Genomic DNA, 16,698 nt, shown 5'->3' with positions numbered 1-16,698 from the left:
GCTTATACACCCGAAGGAATAAGTGCAAGCGAGATCACGCTGCAAATCAAGCTGCTGGACAAACTAACTGACGGCTCGGCGAAGCCACAGGAGGCCATGATGGCAACAAACAAGACCCCCTTCATCACTTCACGCACGGCGCTGGCCGGTGTGCTGGCCGGGCTGGCGGGTTTCACCGCCTTCCTGTTCATTCACCAGGCGCTGATCCGGCCGATATGGTTCATTGCGCCGTTCGGCGCAGTGGTGGCGGCGCTGGCCGGGCTGCTGGTGGCGTGGGCCTACGATGCGCTGCGCCCGCGCCTGCCGCAGAACACCTGGCTGGCGGTGGCGGCCTTCGTTGCCCTGCTAACGCTGACGCAGCTGACCTCGTATGCGGTGAGCAGCGTGCAGCACCCCATCATTGATTACCTGTGGGGCAGCAACCGCGTGGTGCCGGGCTTTGAAGGCATCGTGTACTCACGCTTCGCCATCGACCTGTTCCTGACCTCGGCCGTGGCCGGGGCGCTGGCCGGTTGGCTGGTAGGCCGCAGCCGGCAGGCCGCCGGGCGCATGGCGCTGGCGGCGCTGGGCTTCGCCATCGGTCCAGGGCACAATACGCCTTTCTTCGCTGGCGTGGCCAGCTCGGCCGGCACGCTGTGGGCGCTGATCTTGGGGGCGATTGTGACCGCGGCTGTGGTATTCGGCGTTGTTTTAAAAAGCAAGGATGAGGGCTGAAGGCGGAGGGATGTTGCGCAGCTACGCTACGCGGGAGAAGATGCTCGGCTGACGCTGAGCGACGCTTCTCCGTATAAGTTTCGCGCTGACTCGTGCAGGGGACTCATAAACCCTTGGTCGTGAGTTTAAACTGGGACTGGGCTTTGAAGAATGGCCTGATGTAGAGAGAAGGTTGCAAGGATCCTTCGCTGCGCTCAGGATGCACGAAAGTTATGTACTATGTGCATCCCGAGCGTAGCGAGGGATCATTGTGGAGCTGGGACCGAAGTCAGGTGGGGTTGCAAAAGTGGGCAAGAAAACGACGTATGTATACATCCTCGGCAATACTACCGGCGTGCTTTACACTGGCATGACTTCTGATTTGGCTGGACGCTTGGAGCAACACCGCCAAAAGCAAGTCGAGGGCTTCACCAAGCGCTATGGCGTGAGCCGATTGCTGTTCGTGGAGGCGTTTGAGCATCCTGTGGATGCGCTGAAGGCGGAGCGCATGATTAAGGGCTGGCGCAGGCGTAAGAAGCTAGAGCTAATTAGGACGATGAACCCGACATTTAGGGATTTGAGCGAGGATTGGCTGTAGGGTCTACTGAGGCAGGGAGGATCCTTCGCTGCGCTCAGGATGCACACAATCTGTTTCTAACTGATCATGAGGATGGAAACTTGGCTTGAGTTTTAGGATTGCACCTATCTTTATTCCTGGTAACACTTTTACATAATGGTCATCAATAATTCCGAAAAATCTATCAGAGACTTTTTGTGACGACAGAAAATTTGCTACAGATTTAAACGCTAATAGAATATCTGCGTAAACCTGAAGATAGGCTAAGCCCTTATTCTCCGCAATGTATTCTGTAGCTCGATTAGTAGTTAGGTGTGAAACTTGCTTATCTGCTCTTATCTTTGTGTCCCTAAGCAGTTGCGTTACTGGCACAAGTGCCTGCAGCTGATTTGGCACAAGCAAGTAGTCCTCAACAACAACGTCAGTAGTTCGCGCTCCTCCAAACTCAGATTCCTTGTATAAAAAATCCACAAGGTTTCTAGCATGAACTAAAAATGACTCTAGAAGCGCATTGTACACCGCCTCAGAATATGGTCCTTGGAACTGATAAGCGGCCAAAAGGGCTGCGGTTTCATGCAGCATGCTCAGTTCATAAAGAACGTGCTCATCAGCGTACTGCTTCAACTCCTCGTCGGTAAATTTCTTAGCATCCCGAATCATCAACTCGTTGTTTCCCAATTCTTCATAAGAAAGTGAAGTTAAAGTTAGTTTCTAGGCAGGGCTCAGCCTAACATTCACTAAACCCGCACGAGTGGCACTTCTTGCAGCCCTCTTCGTTGACCAGGGTGCTGTGGCCGCACTCCGGGCACAGTTCGCCCTTTGGCCCGTGCTGTGCCTGCGGCACAGCTTGGGCAAAGCCTTCGGCTTTGCCGGTATCCACGTGCGCGTGGCCGTTGCCGTTCGTGTGTCCGTTGCCATTGCCGTGCGCAGCATGCGGCTCCCCGTCTTCGCGTGCCACCAGGTACTGCTCGATGGCTTGGGCGACGCCATCGGGCAGCGAGCGCACCTTGCGCGGGCCGAGGCCGAGCTGGCGGTCGCCACCGAGGCCGGCCAGCTGGGCACGGATTTCGTGCAGGCGCTGCAGCGGGGCCACCGGCGAGGACAGGCGCAGGATGTAGGATACGAGGCGGCCGATGGCCTCGGAGACGGCGGCGGTTTCGGAGCCAGCCTTGGCGCTGTTGATGAAGGCTTCGAAGGGCTGGCTTTCGCCGTTCTCGTTGATGGTAACGAAAGCAGCGCCCAGCGGGGTCTCGACCTTCATGGTGTGCCCGTGCATGACGCCGGGACGCGGCTTGCGTGATTCATTCCACAACGATTCGCCTACTGCCATCGGCTTGGCCTCAGGCGTGGCCTCTTTCGACTTGGCCGTGGCATGGGTCTCGAGCACAACCTTGTCACGCGAGCCGGTGACGTAGACGGTGATGCCCTTGGCGCCCAGCTCCCAGGCCAGCATATAAGCGGTGGCCACGTCTTCCTCCGTGGCACCGGCGGGGAAGTTGACGGTCTTCGAGAGGCTGTTGTCCACGAAGGCCTGCAACGCGCCTTGCATGCGCACATGCTCCTCGGCGCTGATGTCACCAGAGACGACGAAGGTGTTGCGGATGCTCTCGGGCAGCCCGGCCACGTTCTGGCAGGTGCCCTCGGCTACCACTTGGTCAATGATGCGCGTGCGCTCCTCGGCGCTGAGGCCAGAGGCTTCCAGCGCCTGCTCAAACAGCGGGCTGGTGTAGGTCAGCGTGAGGTCCTTGCCATTGTCATTGACGTGGCGCAGGTAGGCCAGCGCAAACACCGGCTCGCAGCCGTAGCCTTCGCAGCCGGAGATGGTGGCGATGGTGCCCGTGGGCGCAATGGTGGTCTGGCAGGCGTTGCGGATGCCGTGCTCCTTGATGCCATCCACAATGCTGCCCCACTCCACCGCCGGGCGGCCGTACTCCAAGGAGTAGGCTTCCAGCGGCGTGGGCGGCGCCCAGGTCATGTGGTTCTTGTCGTAGATGCTGCCCTCGATGGCGGTGAAGGGGCCGCGCTCTTTGGCCAGCTCAATGCTGGTCTTCATGCTGTGATAGCGCACAAACTCCATCACCTGTGCGGAGAATTCCTGCGCCTCGGGCGAGCCGTAGCGGATGCCGCAGTGGTACAGCAAATCGGCCAGCGCCATAATGCCCAGGCCGATGCGGCGGGCTTTCAAGGCCGCCTCACGCAGCTGCGGCACGGCCGGCACGTAGGCGTTCTCCTCAACCACATCATCGAGGAAGCGCGTGGCCAGCTCGGTGCTCTCCTGCAGCTTGGCCCAATCCACCGTTCCGTCCGGGCCAAAGTGCTGCGCCAGGTTGATGGAACCCAGGCAGCAATTCTCATAGGGGCCAAGCCACTGCTCGCCGCAGGGGTTGGTGGCCTCCAGCGGGTAGAGGTGCGGCACGGGGTTGCTGCGGTTGGCCGCATCCAGGAACAGCAGGCCGGGCTCACCGTTGTGGTGCGCCTGGGTGACGATCTTGTCGAACAGTTCACGGGCACGCACAGTCTTGTAAGTCTTGATGGGCAGGCCAGCCAATTCGGCTTGCTCCAGCGTGCCGTCAAAGCCCTTGCTGCGCGGGTCGGTAATGTCTACAAAGCGCAAATCCCAATCGGCATCATCCTTCACGGCTTGCATGAAGGCATCGGTGATGCCCACCGAGATATTGAAGTTGGTGATGGCGTTCTCACTGGTCTTGCTGGTGATGAACTCCTCGACATCCGGATGGTCGACGCGCAGTACGGCCATGTTGGCGCCGCGGCGCGTGCCACCCTGGGCGATCTCGCCGAAGGCCTGGTCGTACACGCGCAGGAAGCCGACCGGGCCCGTGGCGCGGCCCGCCGAGGTTTTGACGTGCGCGTTCTTGGGGCGCAGGCGGCTGAAGGCGAAGCCGTTGCCGCCGCCGGTCTGCTGGATGAGGGCGGCGTCACGCAGGGTCTGGAAGATGCCGGAGGAAGCGCGCCCCATGTCATCACTAATGGGCAGCACGAAGCAGGCGGCCAGCTGGCCGATGGGCGTGCCGGCGCCGGTGAAGGTGGGCGAGTTGGGAGTGAAACGCTGCTCCGCCAGCAGGGCGTAGAAGTCACGCGCCGTTTGCATTTCATCGGCGCCCCACTGCTGCTCCACCTTGCCCACGTGGTAGGCCACGCGCCAGTAGGTCTGCTCGGCGCTCTCGATGGGCTTGCCATCCTGGTCACGGCGCATGTAGCGGCGCTGGAAGACCTGCATGGCGTTCTCGCCCAGGGCGACCTTCTTCAGGCTCTTGGGCATGGCGGGCGTGGGTAGCAAGCCGTGGGTGGCGTCTTGCTTGGCGGCGGTGGACTTGGTTTCCTTCAACATCGTTTCCTCCATCGAACGGGGCGACAATGCGACACTGCGCCCCTCTGCGGGCAGAGTGTCGTTTGACTTAGCTTGATGCGATCAGACTGTCGACTTCTTTGCGGATGGCCTGCAGGTCATTCAGGCCCAGATAGACCAGGGCGAAGCGGATGTAGGCGATTTCGCTGAGGTCTTTGAGACCGGCCAGCACCATGTCACCCACCACACGGGATGAGACTTCAGACTTCTCCATTTGCATCAGTTTGGTTTCAATCTCACCTACCAAACGATCGATCTCGGCGACAGCGACAGGCAGTTTCACGCAAGCCAACTGCACGCTGTGCATCAGCTTCTCGCGGTCAAACTCCTCGCGGCCACCATCACTCTTGATGATCAGCGGCGCAGCCAGGATCGGGCGCTCATAGGTGCTGTAGCGCTTGCCACAGTTCTTGCATTCACGGCGGCGGCGGATGCCCCCCCGCGCGTCATGCGTGGTGTCGATCACCTTGCTGCCTTCCTGGTTGGCGTCTTTGCAATGCGGGCACAACATATTTGGCGAATTACCTCTCTTGCATGCACTATTGCCCCCATATATGGGTTACAGTACCAAAGTACCGCTATATTTCGGGGGAAAAGTTCGCCATTCTAGCACGCGGGGGTTGAGGGGCGCAAGCATTTTTGGCACGAAATTTGCTTCTGGGCAAAACTTTAAGAGACGCGCAGACCGCGCGCCTAGTTGATCCAGGCCAGCGTGGGCCAGCCGCCAAAAAAGCGCGCCGCGCCATTTTGGGCATGCACCCTTAAAAGAACACGCCGCCCGGTGAGGCGGCGTGTTCTCTATTCACGGGCTCCGTGGAGGGTCGGATCGTGCGCCCGTTGAAACGCAAAAGTCTTAGTTGCCCAGGCGATTACGCAGGAAAGTGGGAATATCCAAATCCTTGGGGTCCACGTTGGCCGGCTGGTACTCGGGTTGGCGCGGTGCAGCCTGAATTTGGCCTTCCGCCATGGTCTGCGCACCGGGCTGCGTGCGCAACATGCGGCGCGGCATGCCCTTGCGGTCAAAGCCGGTGGCGATGACGGTGATACGCACCTTGTCGCCCATGCTTTCGTCGATCACGGCACCGAAGATCAGATTGACATCCGGGTGCGCGGTTTCCTTGACGATGGCGGCGGCGGTGTTGACCTCGAAGAGGGACATGCCCGGGCCACCGGTGATGTTGAACAGGATGCCACGCGCGCCATCAATGGTGATGTCGAGCAGTTGGCTGTTGATCGCCGCTTCGGCGGCCATCTGGGCGCGGTTCTCGCCTTCGGCTTCGCCGACGGCCATCAGCGCCGCCCCACCCTCAGACATGATCGTGCGCACGTCGGCAAAGTCCAGGTTGATCAGGCCGGGCACGGTGATCAGTTCCGAGATGCCCTGCACACCCTGGCGCAGCACGTCATCGGCCAGGCGGAAGGCATCGTTGAGGCCGGCGCGCTTGTCTACCAGTTGCAGCAAGCGGTCATTGGGGATGACGATGAGGGTATCGACATGCTCTTTGAGGCGGGCAATGCCGGCCTCGGCGTTCTGCTTGCGGCGCTTGCCCTCGAATTCAAACGGGCTGGTGACCACGCCGATGGTCAGCGCGCCCACATCGCGGGCCACCTGGGCCACGATCGGCGCCGCGCCAGTGCCGGTGCCGCCGCCGATGCCGGCGGTGACGAACACCATGTCGGTGCCGCGCAATACTTCGTATAAGTCCTCGGCAGATTCTTCGCCAGACTTGCGGCCCACTTCAGGGTCCCCACCGGAACCCATGCCGCGCGTCTGCTTATCGCCGATGCGTACATGCGTGGATGCTTTGCAGAACTGCAGTGCCTGTGCGTCCGTGTTCACCGCCACGAACTCAATGCCCGGCATGCCCTGATCGATCATGCGGTTGACTGCATTGCAGCCACCGCCGCCCACGCCCACCACTTTGATGCGGGCGATGGTCTCTGTGTGATTGTTTTGTGCTTTCATAGCTCCTCCAAGCTAATTTTTTAACTGCGCATCAAACACTTAAGACTCAACTATAGATGCTTTGCTGGTTTTGCGCCCAAAAATCAGGGCAGGAAACGCTTGACCCATTCCTTCCAATCGATGCTCTTATCGCCATGGGTGCCGTTGCTGCTGGCACTGTTGGGGCTGACCTCGTTCATCAGCACGGCCCACTTGAGCAGGCCCACGCTGGTGGCATACGCCGGCGATTGCAATTTATCCACCATGCCGGTGAGCTTGTCTGGCTGGCCCACACGCACCGGCATGTGCAGCACGCGGCTGGCCAGCTCCGGCAAGCCCTTGAGCAGGCTGCTGCCACCGGTCAGCACCACGCCCGCCGGCAGCAGCTCGGCGTAGCCTGTGCGCCCGATCTCTTCGTGCAACAGGGTGAACACTTCTTCCATGCGCGCTTCGATGATCTGGCTCATCTCATGGCGGTTGATCTCCATCGCCTCACTGGCGCCGACCGCCTTGACCGCGAAGGTCTCGGTGGGGTCGATCTCGCCCGGCAGCGCGTGGCCATAGCGCAGCTTGATCTCCTCCGCCTGCGAGAAAGGCAAGCGCAGGCCGTGAGCGATATCCGAAGTGACATGGTTGCCGCCCACCCCCAGCACACTGGTGTGCAGCACATCGCCCTCCACCAGCAGAGCCATATCGGTGGTGCCACCGCCGATGTCGCACACCACCACGCCCATCTCGCGCTCCGTTGGGGTCAGCACCGCTTCGGCCGAGGCCAGTGGGTTGAGCACGAACTGGCTGACGCCAACATTCGATTCGGCCACGCATTGGCGCAGGTTATCCACCACCGAGGAGGCCGCGGTGATGATGTGCACCTGCGCCTCCAGGCGGTAGCCATGCATGCCCACCGGAATGGCAATGCCATCCTGGCCATCGACGACAAAGCCACGCTGGATGACGTGCACGACTTCGCGATTGTGTGGGATGGCTACGGCGCGCGCCACTTCCAGGGCGCGGCCCACATCCTCATGCGAGATGACCCGGTTGGCGATGCCCACCGCGCCGATATTATTGGCCGAGCTGACATGCGCACCAGCCAGGCTCACCAGGGCCGAGGTGATCTCCAGGCCGGAGCTGCGCTCGGCCTTGTCGATCGAGTGGCTGATCGCCCGCGTGACGGCATTGATGTCCACCACGGTGCCCTTGCGCACCCCCTGCGAGGGCTCGTTGCCCACGCCCAGCACGCGCACGCGGCCGTCTTGCTCCACGCGGGCCACGATGGTGCAGATCTTGGTGGTGCCAATATCAATGCCAACGACAATCGGTGCGGCCATTTAATAATCCATTCTGTAGTACGGGGCGTGCAGTTGCGCCACGCTGATCAGCGTAGGCACCAGGCGGCGCGCCTTGAGTTCATCCAGCATCTTGAGGTAGATCGCCAGACGCTGGTCAATATCCTTGCCATCCTGGCCGAAGAACACCTGCCAGCCCTGAGGATCGCTCCAGCCGAAGCCCATCTTGGGGTCGTAGACCAGCGGCGAACCTTCAGGGGCAATGCGCTGCAAGGCCTGAATGACAAAGACCATCTCAGGGCGGATGAGTTGGTGGCTCTCCGGCGTGTTGTTGCTCAGGCTGGGCGGCGCATCCAAAGCGGTCACATGGATCAGGCCACTGGCATCGCCCTGCGGCATGAACGCTACCCCGGCCGCATCCATCCACAAGCTCAGCCCGGCCTGCTCCCACACGATCAACGGCTCGCGCTCCTTGACGGTGACGGTGACGCTGCCGGGCAGCCCGACGCTGATCGAGACGCGTTCCAGCTCAGGGAACTGGGCGCGCAGCGTGGCCAACAGCTTGGCCGGTTCGATGCGGAAGATGCTCTGCCCGGCAATGCCGAGCGCATTGTTGATGGCGTTGGCATTCACACGCTCAGCGCCTTGCAGCTCGACGCGTGCCACAGTGAAGCCGGGCGAGCTGAACATGCTATACAGCAACAGCAAGCAGCCTGCCACCAGCGCCCCCGAGATCACCCGCCAGCCCACCTGCACGCTGGGCAGCGCCGGCAGGCGCAACTCGGCGCCGGCCTCGGCCAGCTTGATGTAGCGCGGGCGGCGCAGGCTGCCCTGCTCCAGCGCCTGCAAGCGGCGCTCGCTCTGCGCATTGCGCGCCACCATCCGCGGCCGGCGGGCCGCGGCTTTGGCTGCCTGGGCCGCGCTGGCCAGCCGGTTAACGATGGGCTTGTCTTCGCGGCGGTGCAAGCGGCGGGCGCGCACCTGTTCAGCACGCGTCAGGTTGTTTTCTGCTGTGGCCATTAACCACCCCTCCGGTATTCGTGCATGGTGGCGGCGCGCTCGGCGCGGCGTTGCTGGGCCAGCTCGATCAAGCGCGTGACCAGCGCCGGGCCATCCAGCCCGCTGGCTTGCCATAATTGCGGATACATGCTGATCGAGGTAAAGCCCGGCATGGTGTTGATCTCGTTCAGCACCACATCGCCACTGTCGCGATCGACAAAGAAATCCACGCGCGCCAGCCCGGCCAGATCGCAGGCCTGGTAGGCCTGCACCGCCAACTGGCGAATGCGCGCACTGGTCTCGGCGGGAATATCGGCCGGGATGTAGGTCTTGGAGCGATCATCGTGGTACTTGGCTTCGTAGCTGTAGAATTCGGCTTCGGGCGCCACTTCCCCGCACAGCGAGGCTTCGGGGGCGTCGTTGCCCAGCACTGCCACTTCGATCTCGCGCACGTTGTAGCCGCGCTGCACAACGATGCGGCGGTCGTATTGCGCCGCGTACATCAGCGCCTCGAGCAGATCGGCGCGGCTGCTGGCCTTGCTAATCCCCACCGAGGAACCGAGGTTGGCCGGTTTGATGAACAGCGGGTAGGCGCTCACCGCTTCAGCCTTGGCCAACGCGGCGTCAATATCCTCTTGAATCTCGCTGCGCAAGAGCAGCACACTCTGCGCTACCGGGATGGCGTGGGCAGCCATTACATCGGCAAACAAGGCCTTATCCATCGCCGCGGCAGAACCCAGCACGCCGGCGCCCACGTAGGCCACGCCCGCCAACTCCAGCAGGCCTTGCAGCGTGCCGTCCTCGCCATAGGTGCCGTGCAAAACCGGGAAGACCACATCCACCGCCGCCAGGGTGCGCAGTTGCGCGGCGCCGTCGAGGGCATCCAGAGCCTGCAAGCCCGGGCGCGTGGGGTCAGCCAGCAAGGTGACGGCTTGCAAGCCGGCCAGCTCTTCGGCTTCCAGCGCAGCCAGCACGCCATCGCCGCTGTACCAGGCGCCATCACGCGTAATGCCGATGGGGGTCACGGCGTAGCCGGCGGTCTGCAACATCTGCAGCACAAACTTAGCTGACATCAGCGAAACGGCGTGCTCACCGGAGCGGCCGCCGAAAATAACTGCAACGTGAGTCTTGTTTTCTGCCATAGCGTCTAATTTCACTGGGCCCATTCGCCCACTAACTGCACTTCCAACTCCAAGTCAATGCCAGCGCGGTCTTGCACCGTCTGGCGGGCCTGCTGGATCAGCGCCCATACATCGCTGGCCCGCGCCTGCCCCAAATTCAAGAAAAAATTGCCATGCAGCGGGCTGATCTGAGCATTGCCAATGCGCATGCCCTTCAACCCCGCTTGCTCGATCAGCCGCCCGGCGCTTTCGCCCGGCGGGTTCTTGAACATTGAGCCCATGCTGGCGCCAGGGGGCTGGGTGCGCCGCCGGTGCGCCAGGAACGCGTCCATCTGGGCGCGGATCTCCGCTTCGGGCTTGTGGCTCAGCGCCAACTGGGCGCTGAGCACCACCGCCTGGCCAGGATTGCGCTTCAGCCAGCTCTCGCGGTAGGCAAAAGCCAGCTCGGCGGCGCTCCAGGTCTGCTGGCCTAGTTCACGATGCAAGATTGTTGCCAATTCGAGGCAACTGGCCACATCGCCGCCGTGGGCGCCGGCATTGCCAGCCACCGCCCCGCCCAGCGTACCGGGGATGCCGGCGGCCCATTCCAGCCCGCTGAGGCCCTTGCGCGCCGCCTGGCGGGCGATGCCACCCAGCCCGGCGCCGGATTCAGCCCATACGCTGGGATCCGGCCCCTCGTGAAACTGCACCTGATTGGCCTCGTTGAGCACCACCACTTCACGCACGCCGGCATCGCTCACCAGCATGTTGGAACCGCCCCCCATCACCACGAAGGGCAACTCCAGCTGCCACAGCGTCTGGGCGGCCTGGGCCAGCTCAGCCGCCGAGCGCACCACCACCACCGCATCGGCGCGGCCGCCGATGCGGGCGGAGGTGAGCCGGCCCACCGGCTCATCCAGCCGCAGGCGTTCGGCAAACGCGGCCTGCAATGCGTCTAGCGGCAATCGGGTAGCAGCCATCACGGTCATCTAGATCTTCTTGACGCGGTGCACGATGCGGGTGAGCACTTCGCGAGTGGCTTCGTCTTTGGTGACATGATGGCCAGGGCGCTTGGGCGCCGGGGCCAGCTTGGCCTGGCGCACGTCGTACGCCTCGCCATAGCTGACGATGAAGGGCATCACTTTTTTCTGTTTCTGCTCAAGCATAATGACTCTCCTTCTCCTGCAGCGCGGCGAACAGCGCCGCGCTGAGTTGGATCGCATCGCCAGCGCTCATCACCACCAGCACGTCGCCCGGCTGCAGAGCTGCCAGCAGCGCCTGCTGAGCTTGGGCAAACGTGGGAGTGAACGCGCTATGCGCGATCTTGGTTACGAGGCTGGCCAAATCAAAATCTGCCGGCTGGCGCTCACGCGCTGCAAACACATCCAGCACGAAGACCTGATCGGCGTCTTCGAAGGCGCTGGCGTAATCCGCCGCCAGGGTGTGCGTGCGGCTATAGGTGTGCGGCTGCCACACCGCCACGATGCGCTGGCCAGGGAACTGGCCGCGCGCCGCGGCCAGCGTGGCGGCAATCTCGCGCGGGTGGTGGGCGTAATCGTCAATCACGCGCACCCCGGCGGCCTGGCCGCGCGTCTCAAAGCGGCGGCTGGTGCCGCGGAAATCGCCCAGCGCCAGCGCCGCCTCAGGCACGTTCAGGCCCAGCTTGTGCGCCACGGCCAGCGCCCCCAGCGCGTTGAGCGCATTATGCAGCCCGGGCACTTGCAGTTGCACGCGGGCCAGCTCCACCCCCGCGTGCAGCACGGCGAAGGCATAGCCGGCACCTTGGGTCGATAGCACTTGCATCTGGTACTCTGCCCCTGAGTGGCTATACGCATAGGAGCTGACTTTGTGCCCGTGCGCCACGGCGTACTCCAGCAGGGTCCGCGCGCCGGGGTCATCTGCGCAGGCGATGAGCTCGCCATCCGGCTGCAGGCGCTCTACAAAGCGCTCAAAAGCCGCCTGGAAGCTGGCTGCGCTGGGGAACATGTCCGGATGGTCGTGCTCCACATTGGTCACCAGGGCCAGCGCGGGGTGCAGGCCGAAGAACATATAGTCATACTCATCGGCCTCGATGACGAACAGGCGCCCGGCGCCTGCGGCGGCGTTGCTGCCCAGGTTGGCGGCCTGGCTGCCAATGATGTAGCCTGGCCGCTGGTTGAGGGCGCTGAGCAGCCAGGCCAGCATGGCCGTGGTGGTGGTCTTGCCGTGCGAACCCGCCACGGCAATCACCTGCTGGTCTGCCAGCAACGGCTCCAGGAATTCGGCGCGCTTGAATACCGGAATGCCGGCGGCGCGGGCGGCCTGCACTTCTACGTTGTCCTCCCCCACGGCGGAGGAGCGCACGACGCGCGCCGCACCCTGCACCTGCCCAGCCGCGTGCTGGCTGTACACCGTGGCGCCGGCTTGCTGCAACGCCGCCAACGCTACCGAATCCTGGCGGTCAGAGCCGCTGACCGCTTCGCCGCGCTCCAGCAGCACGCGGGCAATCGCCGAAAGGCCCGTGCCGCCAATCCCAATGAAGTGCGTGCGGGCGCTCATACGAACAACACCAGGATCATCAAGAGCGCTACGGCAATGGCAATGTACATCCACAAGCCCACCAGCCACTGCGGCAGCATGAAGGGCAAGAGGTTAGTGAGCTCTGGCCCCGGTGGCGTGATGAAGGCAAACGGGTAATTGAATTGGTGCAAGTAATACAGCAGTGAGCCGATCAGCAAATAGCCGTTGATGCCGCCCAGCAGCAAGCCGAGCAGATTGTTGCGCCAGCGCGCTTTGGTCAGCGCGTCGGAGATGCGCTGCAAGCGTTGGCTCTGGTAACCGGCCACGGCGCACAGCACCAGCACGGCGCCGCGCACCAGAAACTGGCGCTGGTCATCGCCGGCGATGGGCAGCATCGGCAGCACCACGGCGATGATGAATACCGCCAGGATCAGCGAAGAGGTCACCAGCACCTCTTTGCCGAAGCCGCGCATCAGCCCCATCAGGGCGAACATGGCCACCAGCATCCACAGCAGCGCCGAGAGCGAGATCATGCCGAGGCCGCAGCCTTTCCCAGTTGGCGCAGGCGCGCGGCGATCGCCGCGGCCGCATCCGGCGTGGCGATGGCGGCCATCGCCTGGCGCATGGACTGCAACTGTGCCGCATCGGCCAGCACGCGGTTCACGGTGGGCGCCAGCTCGCTGCCCAGTTGCTCATCGGCCAGCACCACGGCTGCACCGCGTTGCGCCAGCAGCGCGGCGTTATCGTGCTGGATGTGCTGCTTGAACGCGATCGGCACCAGCACCGCTGGCAGCCCAAACAGCGGCAGCTCGCCAAAGATCGATGCGCCGGCACGGCACACCGCCAGGTCGGCCGCAGCCAGCGCGGCGCCCATGTCTGCATGCAAATACGGGAAGGCGCGATAGCGCGCCGCCTGCGCGGGGGTCAAGGCGGCCTGCTGCGCCTGCAGCGCGTCCCAATTGGCTTCACCCGTTATATGGATCACCTGCTTATCTTGCAATAAGTCGGGCAATGCCGCCAGCGTAGCGCGGTTGATATTTTGGGCGCCCTTGCTGCCGCCAAAAACCAACACCGTCGGCAGATCGCTGCGCAAGCCAAAGTGTTGGCGCGCCTCCGCGCGGCGCGCGCCGGTTGCCCAGGCGGCCAGTTCCTTGCGCACCGGGTACCCGCTCACCTGCAGGCGCGCCGGGCGCGCATACCCGGCGCCGGCTTCGGGGGCGATGATGGCAATGACATCAGCAAAGCGCGCAATGAAGCGCAGCGCAAAACCGGGGCGCGCATCCGGCACGAAGGCCAGCGTAGGAATGCCCATACGGCTGCCGGCCAGCGCCACCGGCGCAGCCACGTAGCCACCGGTGAAGAATAGGGCCTGCGGCTTAAACTGGCGCAGGATGCGCCGCGCCGCAAAGTAGCCGCGGAGCAATTGCCACAGGCTGCGCGGCAACTGAGCCAGGCCTACGCCGTGCAGCCCGGCGGCAGGCAGCGTGGTGAGCTGGTAACCCGCACGCTTCACCAGTTGCTCCTCCATGCCACCCTCGCCGCCCACCCACAGCAGCTCGAGCTCAGTTTCGCCCAATTCTTGCAGCACGGCGAGCGCGGGATACACCCCACCCCCGCTCGCCCCGGCGGCCACGAGTAGTCGCATCGAGAATCCTTTCTTCGTTCTGGCTCTTCACTTTGGCCGCCCGCGAAACGCTGAGCACGATCCCCAACGCACCCAATACCGAAACCAGGCTGGAGCCGCCATAACTGATCAGCGGCAACGCATTGCCGGCGAAGGGCAACAGCCCCACCATCACGCCCATGTTGATGAATGCTTCCATCGTGACCCAAATGGTGATGCCGCCGGCGATCAACGAGCCGAGCATATCGGGTGCCTGGCGGGCGATCACCATGCCGCGCCACAGCACCACGCCATACAGCGCCGTCAGTACGGCGCTGCCCAGCAGGCCGAGCTCTTCGCCCACTACGGCGAAAATGCTATCGGTGGGCGGCACGGGCAGGCCGGTGAGCTTGGTATCGGCCAGGCCGATGCCCACACCAAACCAGCCGCCCTTCACAAAGGCTTCAAAGGAGCGCAGCACGTGGCTGTTCGCCTGGGTCAGATCCTGCAGGCTATCCAGATAGCTGCTGATACGCACCTGGCTGGTAGTGCTGACGCTGACGAACAGCGCGCCCAACACCGAAGCGGCCACCAGCATGAAGCCGATCTGCTTGACGCTACCACCGGCCAGAAAGAACATCATGCCGCCCAGCACCACCATGGTGGCCGCCGCGCTAAAGTCAGGCTGCTTCAAGATCAAACCGGCCATAATGCCGATGATGCCGCCCAGCGGCAGGATGCCGCGGCCCACGCTGGTGAGCTGCTCGCGCTTGGAGCTCAGCCACACCGAGAGATACAGGATCGTGGTGACCTTGGCCACCTCACCCGGCATGTACGAGCCGCCGCTAAGGGCGCGCGCCGAGCCGTAGCGCACTTCGTTGATCACCAGCACGATCACCAGGCTCAGCACGGTGGCGGCGATCAGCGGCACCGCATACTTGCGCCAGAAGCGATAATCGATAAAGTAGCCCGCCAAAGCGGCGATGACCCCGATGGCCATGGTGAACAATTGGCGCCGGAACATGAACGTAGGATCGTCGTACTCGCTGAGCGAGAAGTTCCAGCTCGCCGAATACACCATCAGCAGGCCGAAGACCAGCAAAGCGAAGATCGCCAGCAGCATCGGCACATCGACGTTGAGCTCGATCGCCGGCCACAGGCTGGGCTTGCGCCGCCCCGCGCTGCGCCGGCGCCGCGGCGCCAGTGGCGCCGCGGCCTCATCGGCGGTGGCAAAAGTATCGAAGGTTTCTTCGCTCATAGCTCACTCACTAACTGGCGAAAGCGTTCGCCGCGTGCTTCGAAATCTTTGAATTCGTCAAAGCTGGTGGCGCCGGGCGCCAGCAGCACCACTTCGCCCGGGCGGGCCGCCGCGGCGGCGCGCTGCACGGCCTCATCGAAGCCGGCGGCGACCTGCCGCGGCAACTGCGGCGCCAGGCGCGCAAACAATTGCGCCAACGGCGCAGCCGCCTCGCCAAACAGCACCACCTGGCTGGCGCGCTGCGCCGCCAGCTGCACCAGGCTGCTCCAATCCAAATGCTTGTCGCGCCCGCCGAGCAGCAAGACCAGCGGCTGGCCGAAGGCCTGGATGGCCGCCTCGGCGCGCTGCGGCGCAGTGGCGATCGAGTCGTTGTAATACTCCACGCCGCGCAAGCTGCGCACAAACTCCAGGCGGTGCGGTGCGCCGTGAAAGCCCTGCAAGCCCGCCAGCATCTCCGCGGCGCCGGCTCCGGCGGCGGCGGCCAGCGTGCAGGCCGCCAATACGTTGAGCACATTGTGCGCGCCGCGCAGCTCGATGGCGTTGAGCGGCAGCAGCTCGTGCTCGCCGCGCCCATCGCGCAGCCACAGGCTGGCGCCGCGCACGAACACGCCTTGCTGGCCGGCGGCCAGGCCTTCGGCGCTGAACCACAGGGTGCGGCCGTGCACGCGCTCGGCCAGCGGCCAGCTGCGCGTATCGCCGCGGTGCAGCACGGCGATGTCATCGCCGTGCTGAAACTCAAGGATGCGCGCCTTGGCGGCCACATACGCATCCATATCGGCGTGGCGATCCAAATGATTAGGCGCCAGGTTCAGAATCGCGGCGATGTGCGGAGCGCGCGTCATCCATTCAAGCTGGAAGCTGGAAAGTTCCATCACGGCAATATCATCGGCGTGCATTTCGTCCACATCGGCCAGCAAAGGGCGGCCGATGTTGCCGCCCACCCATACCTTGCGCAGCGCGCCGCCTTCCAGCCCAGCCAACATGCGCCCCACCAGGGTGGTGGTGGTGGTTTTGCCCGCCGAGCCGGTGATGCCGATGACGCGGCACGGGGCTAGCTCCAGAAACAATTGCGAATCGTTCGCGACCGGCAGGCCGCGTTGCAGGGCGGCCTGCACCAGCACATTCTCGCTGGGCACGCCACCGGAGAGGTACAAGCGCTCGGCGCCATCCAGCACGCTCAGCGGGTGGCCGCCCAGCGCCCACTCCACCGGCAAGCCGGCCAGGGCGGCCTGCGCTTCGGCCAACTCCGCCGCCGAACGCTGATCGCTCAGCACCACCTGCGCGCCGTGCCGCGCCAGATAGCCAGCCGTGGCCAGCCCCTGGCGAGCAGCGCCCAAAACCACAACTTTGCGCCCGGCCCACGGCATA

At 63.6% G+C, this 16,698-nt stretch carries 16 protein-coding genes; 2 read left to right on the top strand and 14 right to left on the bottom strand.

The genetic code is table 11. The features are described from left to right. The first annotated feature begins 96 nt into the window (after window positions 1–96). Both KF821_00370 and KF821_00365 read left to right on the top strand, forming a co-directional pair. Window positions 97–714: a hypothetical protein gene (locus KF821_00370; protein MBX3004266.1), complete on the top strand. Its 618-nt coding sequence runs from the start codon at window positions 97–99 to the stop codon at window positions 712–714. 286 nt (window positions 715–1,000) lie between these two features. Next, window positions 1,001–1,291 (top strand): GIY-YIG nuclease family protein, encoded by a 291-nt coding sequence (locus KF821_00365; protein ID MBX3004265.1) that lies wholly within the window; start codon window positions 1,001–1,003, stop codon window positions 1,289–1,291. 3 nt (window positions 1,292–1,294) lie between these two features. Here the strand turns inward: KF821_00365 and KF821_00360 are convergent, their stop codons facing one another. The 14 genes from KF821_00360 to murD form a co-directional block, all read right to left on the bottom strand. Continuing rightward, window positions 1,295–1,948 carry a hypothetical protein gene (locus KF821_00360; GenBank protein ID MBX3004264.1) on the bottom strand — a complete coding sequence of 218 codons (654 nt, stop codon included), beginning with the start codon at window positions 1,946–1,948 and terminating at the stop codon, window positions 1,295–1,297. Between the two features lie 49 nt (window positions 1,949–1,997). Beyond that, complete coding sequence (locus KF821_00355; GenBank protein MBX3004263.1) at window positions 1,998–4,619, bottom strand: adenosylcobalamin-dependent ribonucleoside-diphosphate reductase; 2,622 nt, start codon at window positions 4,617–4,619, stop codon at window positions 1,998–2,000. Window positions 4,620–4,686: 67 nt separating this feature from the next. Then, entirely contained in the window at window positions 4,687–5,148 is a 462-nt protein-coding gene (gene nrdR, locus KF821_00350; protein MBX3004262.1) for a transcriptional regulator NrdR, read from the bottom strand. Between the two features lie 342 nt (window positions 5,149–5,490). Continuing rightward, window positions 5,491–6,603 (bottom strand): cell division protein FtsZ, encoded by a 1,113-nt coding sequence (gene ftsZ / locus KF821_00345; GenBank protein ID MBX3004261.1) that lies wholly within the window; start codon window positions 6,601–6,603, stop codon window positions 5,491–5,493. Window positions 6,604–6,686: 83 nt separating this feature from the next. Further along, complete coding sequence (gene ftsA / locus KF821_00340; GenBank protein ID MBX3004260.1) at window positions 6,687–7,913, bottom strand: cell division protein FtsA; 1,227 nt, start codon at window positions 7,911–7,913, stop codon at window positions 6,687–6,689. Continuing rightward, the gene (locus KF821_00335) at window positions 7,914–8,891 is read right to left on the bottom strand and encodes an FtsQ-type POTRA domain-containing protein (protein ID MBX3004259.1); all 978 of its coding nucleotides are present in this window, start codon (window positions 8,889–8,891) and stop codon (window positions 7,914–7,916) included. Then, a complete protein-coding gene (locus tag KF821_00330) occupies window positions 8,891–10,012 on the bottom strand; it encodes a D-alanine--D-alanine ligase (protein MBX3004258.1) in 1,122 nt (373 codons plus the stop codon). Before KF821_00330 ends, KF821_00335 begins: the two co-directional genes overlap by 1 nt. A gap of 11 nt (window positions 10,013–10,023) precedes the next feature. Continuing rightward, a complete protein-coding gene (gene murB, locus KF821_00325; protein ID MBX3004257.1) occupies window positions 10,024–10,950 on the bottom strand; it encodes a UDP-N-acetylmuramate dehydrogenase in 927 nt (308 codons plus the stop codon). A 9-nt stretch (window positions 10,951–10,959) separates the two neighbouring features. Continuing rightward, entirely contained in the window at window positions 10,960–11,136 is a 177-nt protein-coding gene (locus KF821_00320) for a hypothetical protein (protein ID MBX3004256.1), read from the bottom strand. Next, on the bottom strand, window positions 11,129–12,508 hold the full coding sequence (gene murC, locus KF821_00315; protein ID MBX3004255.1) for a UDP-N-acetylmuramate--L-alanine ligase: 1,380 nt from the start codon (window positions 12,506–12,508) through the stop codon (window positions 11,129–11,131). Before murC ends, KF821_00320 begins: the two co-directional genes overlap by 8 nt. Beyond that, on the bottom strand, window positions 12,505–13,002 hold the full coding sequence (locus tag KF821_00310) for a CvpA family protein (GenBank protein MBX3004254.1): 498 nt from the start codon (window positions 13,000–13,002) through the stop codon (window positions 12,505–12,507). The genes murC and KF821_00310 overlap by 4 nt, the downstream gene beginning before the upstream one ends. Beyond that, the gene (murG, locus tag KF821_00305; GenBank protein ID MBX3004253.1) at window positions 12,999–14,114 is read right to left on the bottom strand and encodes an undecaprenyldiphospho-muramoylpentapeptide beta-N-acetylglucosaminyltransferase; all 1,116 of its coding nucleotides are present in this window, start codon (window positions 14,112–14,114) and stop codon (window positions 12,999–13,001) included. Before murG ends, KF821_00310 begins: the two co-directional genes overlap by 4 nt. Then, window positions 14,032–15,330 carry a cell division protein FtsW gene (locus KF821_00300; protein ID MBX3004252.1) on the bottom strand — a complete coding sequence of 433 codons (1,299 nt, stop codon included), beginning with the start codon at window positions 15,328–15,330 and terminating at the stop codon, window positions 14,032–14,034. Before KF821_00300 ends, murG begins: the two co-directional genes overlap by 83 nt. Next, a complete protein-coding gene (gene murD / locus KF821_00295) occupies window positions 15,327–16,697 on the bottom strand; it encodes a UDP-N-acetylmuramoyl-L-alanine--D-glutamate ligase (protein MBX3004251.1) in 1,371 nt (456 codons plus the stop codon). Before murD ends, KF821_00300 begins: the two co-directional genes overlap by 4 nt. Window position 16,698: the final 1 nt, after the last annotated feature.

The sequence above is a fragment of the Anaerolineales bacterium genome (assembly GCA_019637755.1).
Taxonomy (GTDB): domain Bacteria; phylum Chloroflexota; class Anaerolineae; order Anaerolineales; family UBA11579; genus JAMCZK01.
This window is presented reverse-complemented; position numbering and strand designations above follow the sequence as displayed.

Bases quoted from the DNA above. Each gene is read 5' to 3' on its own strand.
- murD (MBX3004251.1), bottom strand. From the start codon at position 16,697: ATGCCGTGGGCCGGGCGCAAAGTTGTGGTTTTGGGCGCTGCTCGCCAG.
- KF821_00355 (MBX3004263.1), bottom strand. From the start codon at position 4,619: ATGTTGAAGGAAACCAAGTCCACCGCCGCCAAGCAAGACGCCACCCAC.
- nrdR (MBX3004262.1), bottom strand. From the start codon at position 5,148: ATGTTGTGCCCGCATTGCAAAGACGCCAACCAGGAAGGCAGCAAGGTG.
- KF821_00320 (MBX3004256.1), bottom strand. From the start codon at position 11,136: ATGCTTGAGCAGAAACAGAAAAAAGTGATGCCCTTCATCGTCAGCTAT.
- murC (MBX3004255.1), bottom strand. From the start codon at position 12,508: ATGAGCGCCCGCACGCACTTCATTGGGATTGGCGGCACGGGCCTTTCG.
- ftsZ (MBX3004261.1), bottom strand. From the start codon at position 6,603: ATGAAAGCACAAAACAATCACACAGAGACCATCGCCCGCATCAAAGTG.
- murB (MBX3004257.1), bottom strand. From the start codon at position 10,950: ATGGCTGCTACCCGATTGCCGCTAGACGCATTGCAGGCCGCGTTTGCC.
- murG (MBX3004253.1), bottom strand. From the start codon at position 14,114: ATGCGACTACTCGTGGCCGCCGGGGCGAGCGGGGGTGGGGTGTATCCC.
- KF821_00310 (MBX3004254.1), bottom strand. From the start codon at position 13,002: ATGATCTCGCTCTCGGCGCTGCTGTGGATGCTGGTGGCCATGTTCGCC.
- KF821_00330 (MBX3004258.1), bottom strand. From the start codon at position 10,012: ATGGCAGAAAACAAGACTCACGTTGCAGTTATTTTCGGCGGCCGCTCC.
- KF821_00370 (MBX3004266.1), top strand. From the start codon at position 97: ATGATGGCAACAAACAAGACCCCCTTCATCACTTCACGCACGGCGCTG.
- ftsA (MBX3004260.1), bottom strand. From the start codon at position 7,913: ATGGCCGCACCGATTGTCGTTGGCATTGATATTGGCACCACCAAGATC.
- KF821_00300 (MBX3004252.1), bottom strand. From the start codon at position 15,330: ATGAGCGAAGAAACCTTCGATACTTTTGCCACCGCCGATGAGGCCGCG.
- KF821_00335 (MBX3004259.1), bottom strand. From the start codon at position 8,891: ATGGCCACAGCAGAAAACAACCTGACGCGTGCTGAACAGGTGCGCGCC.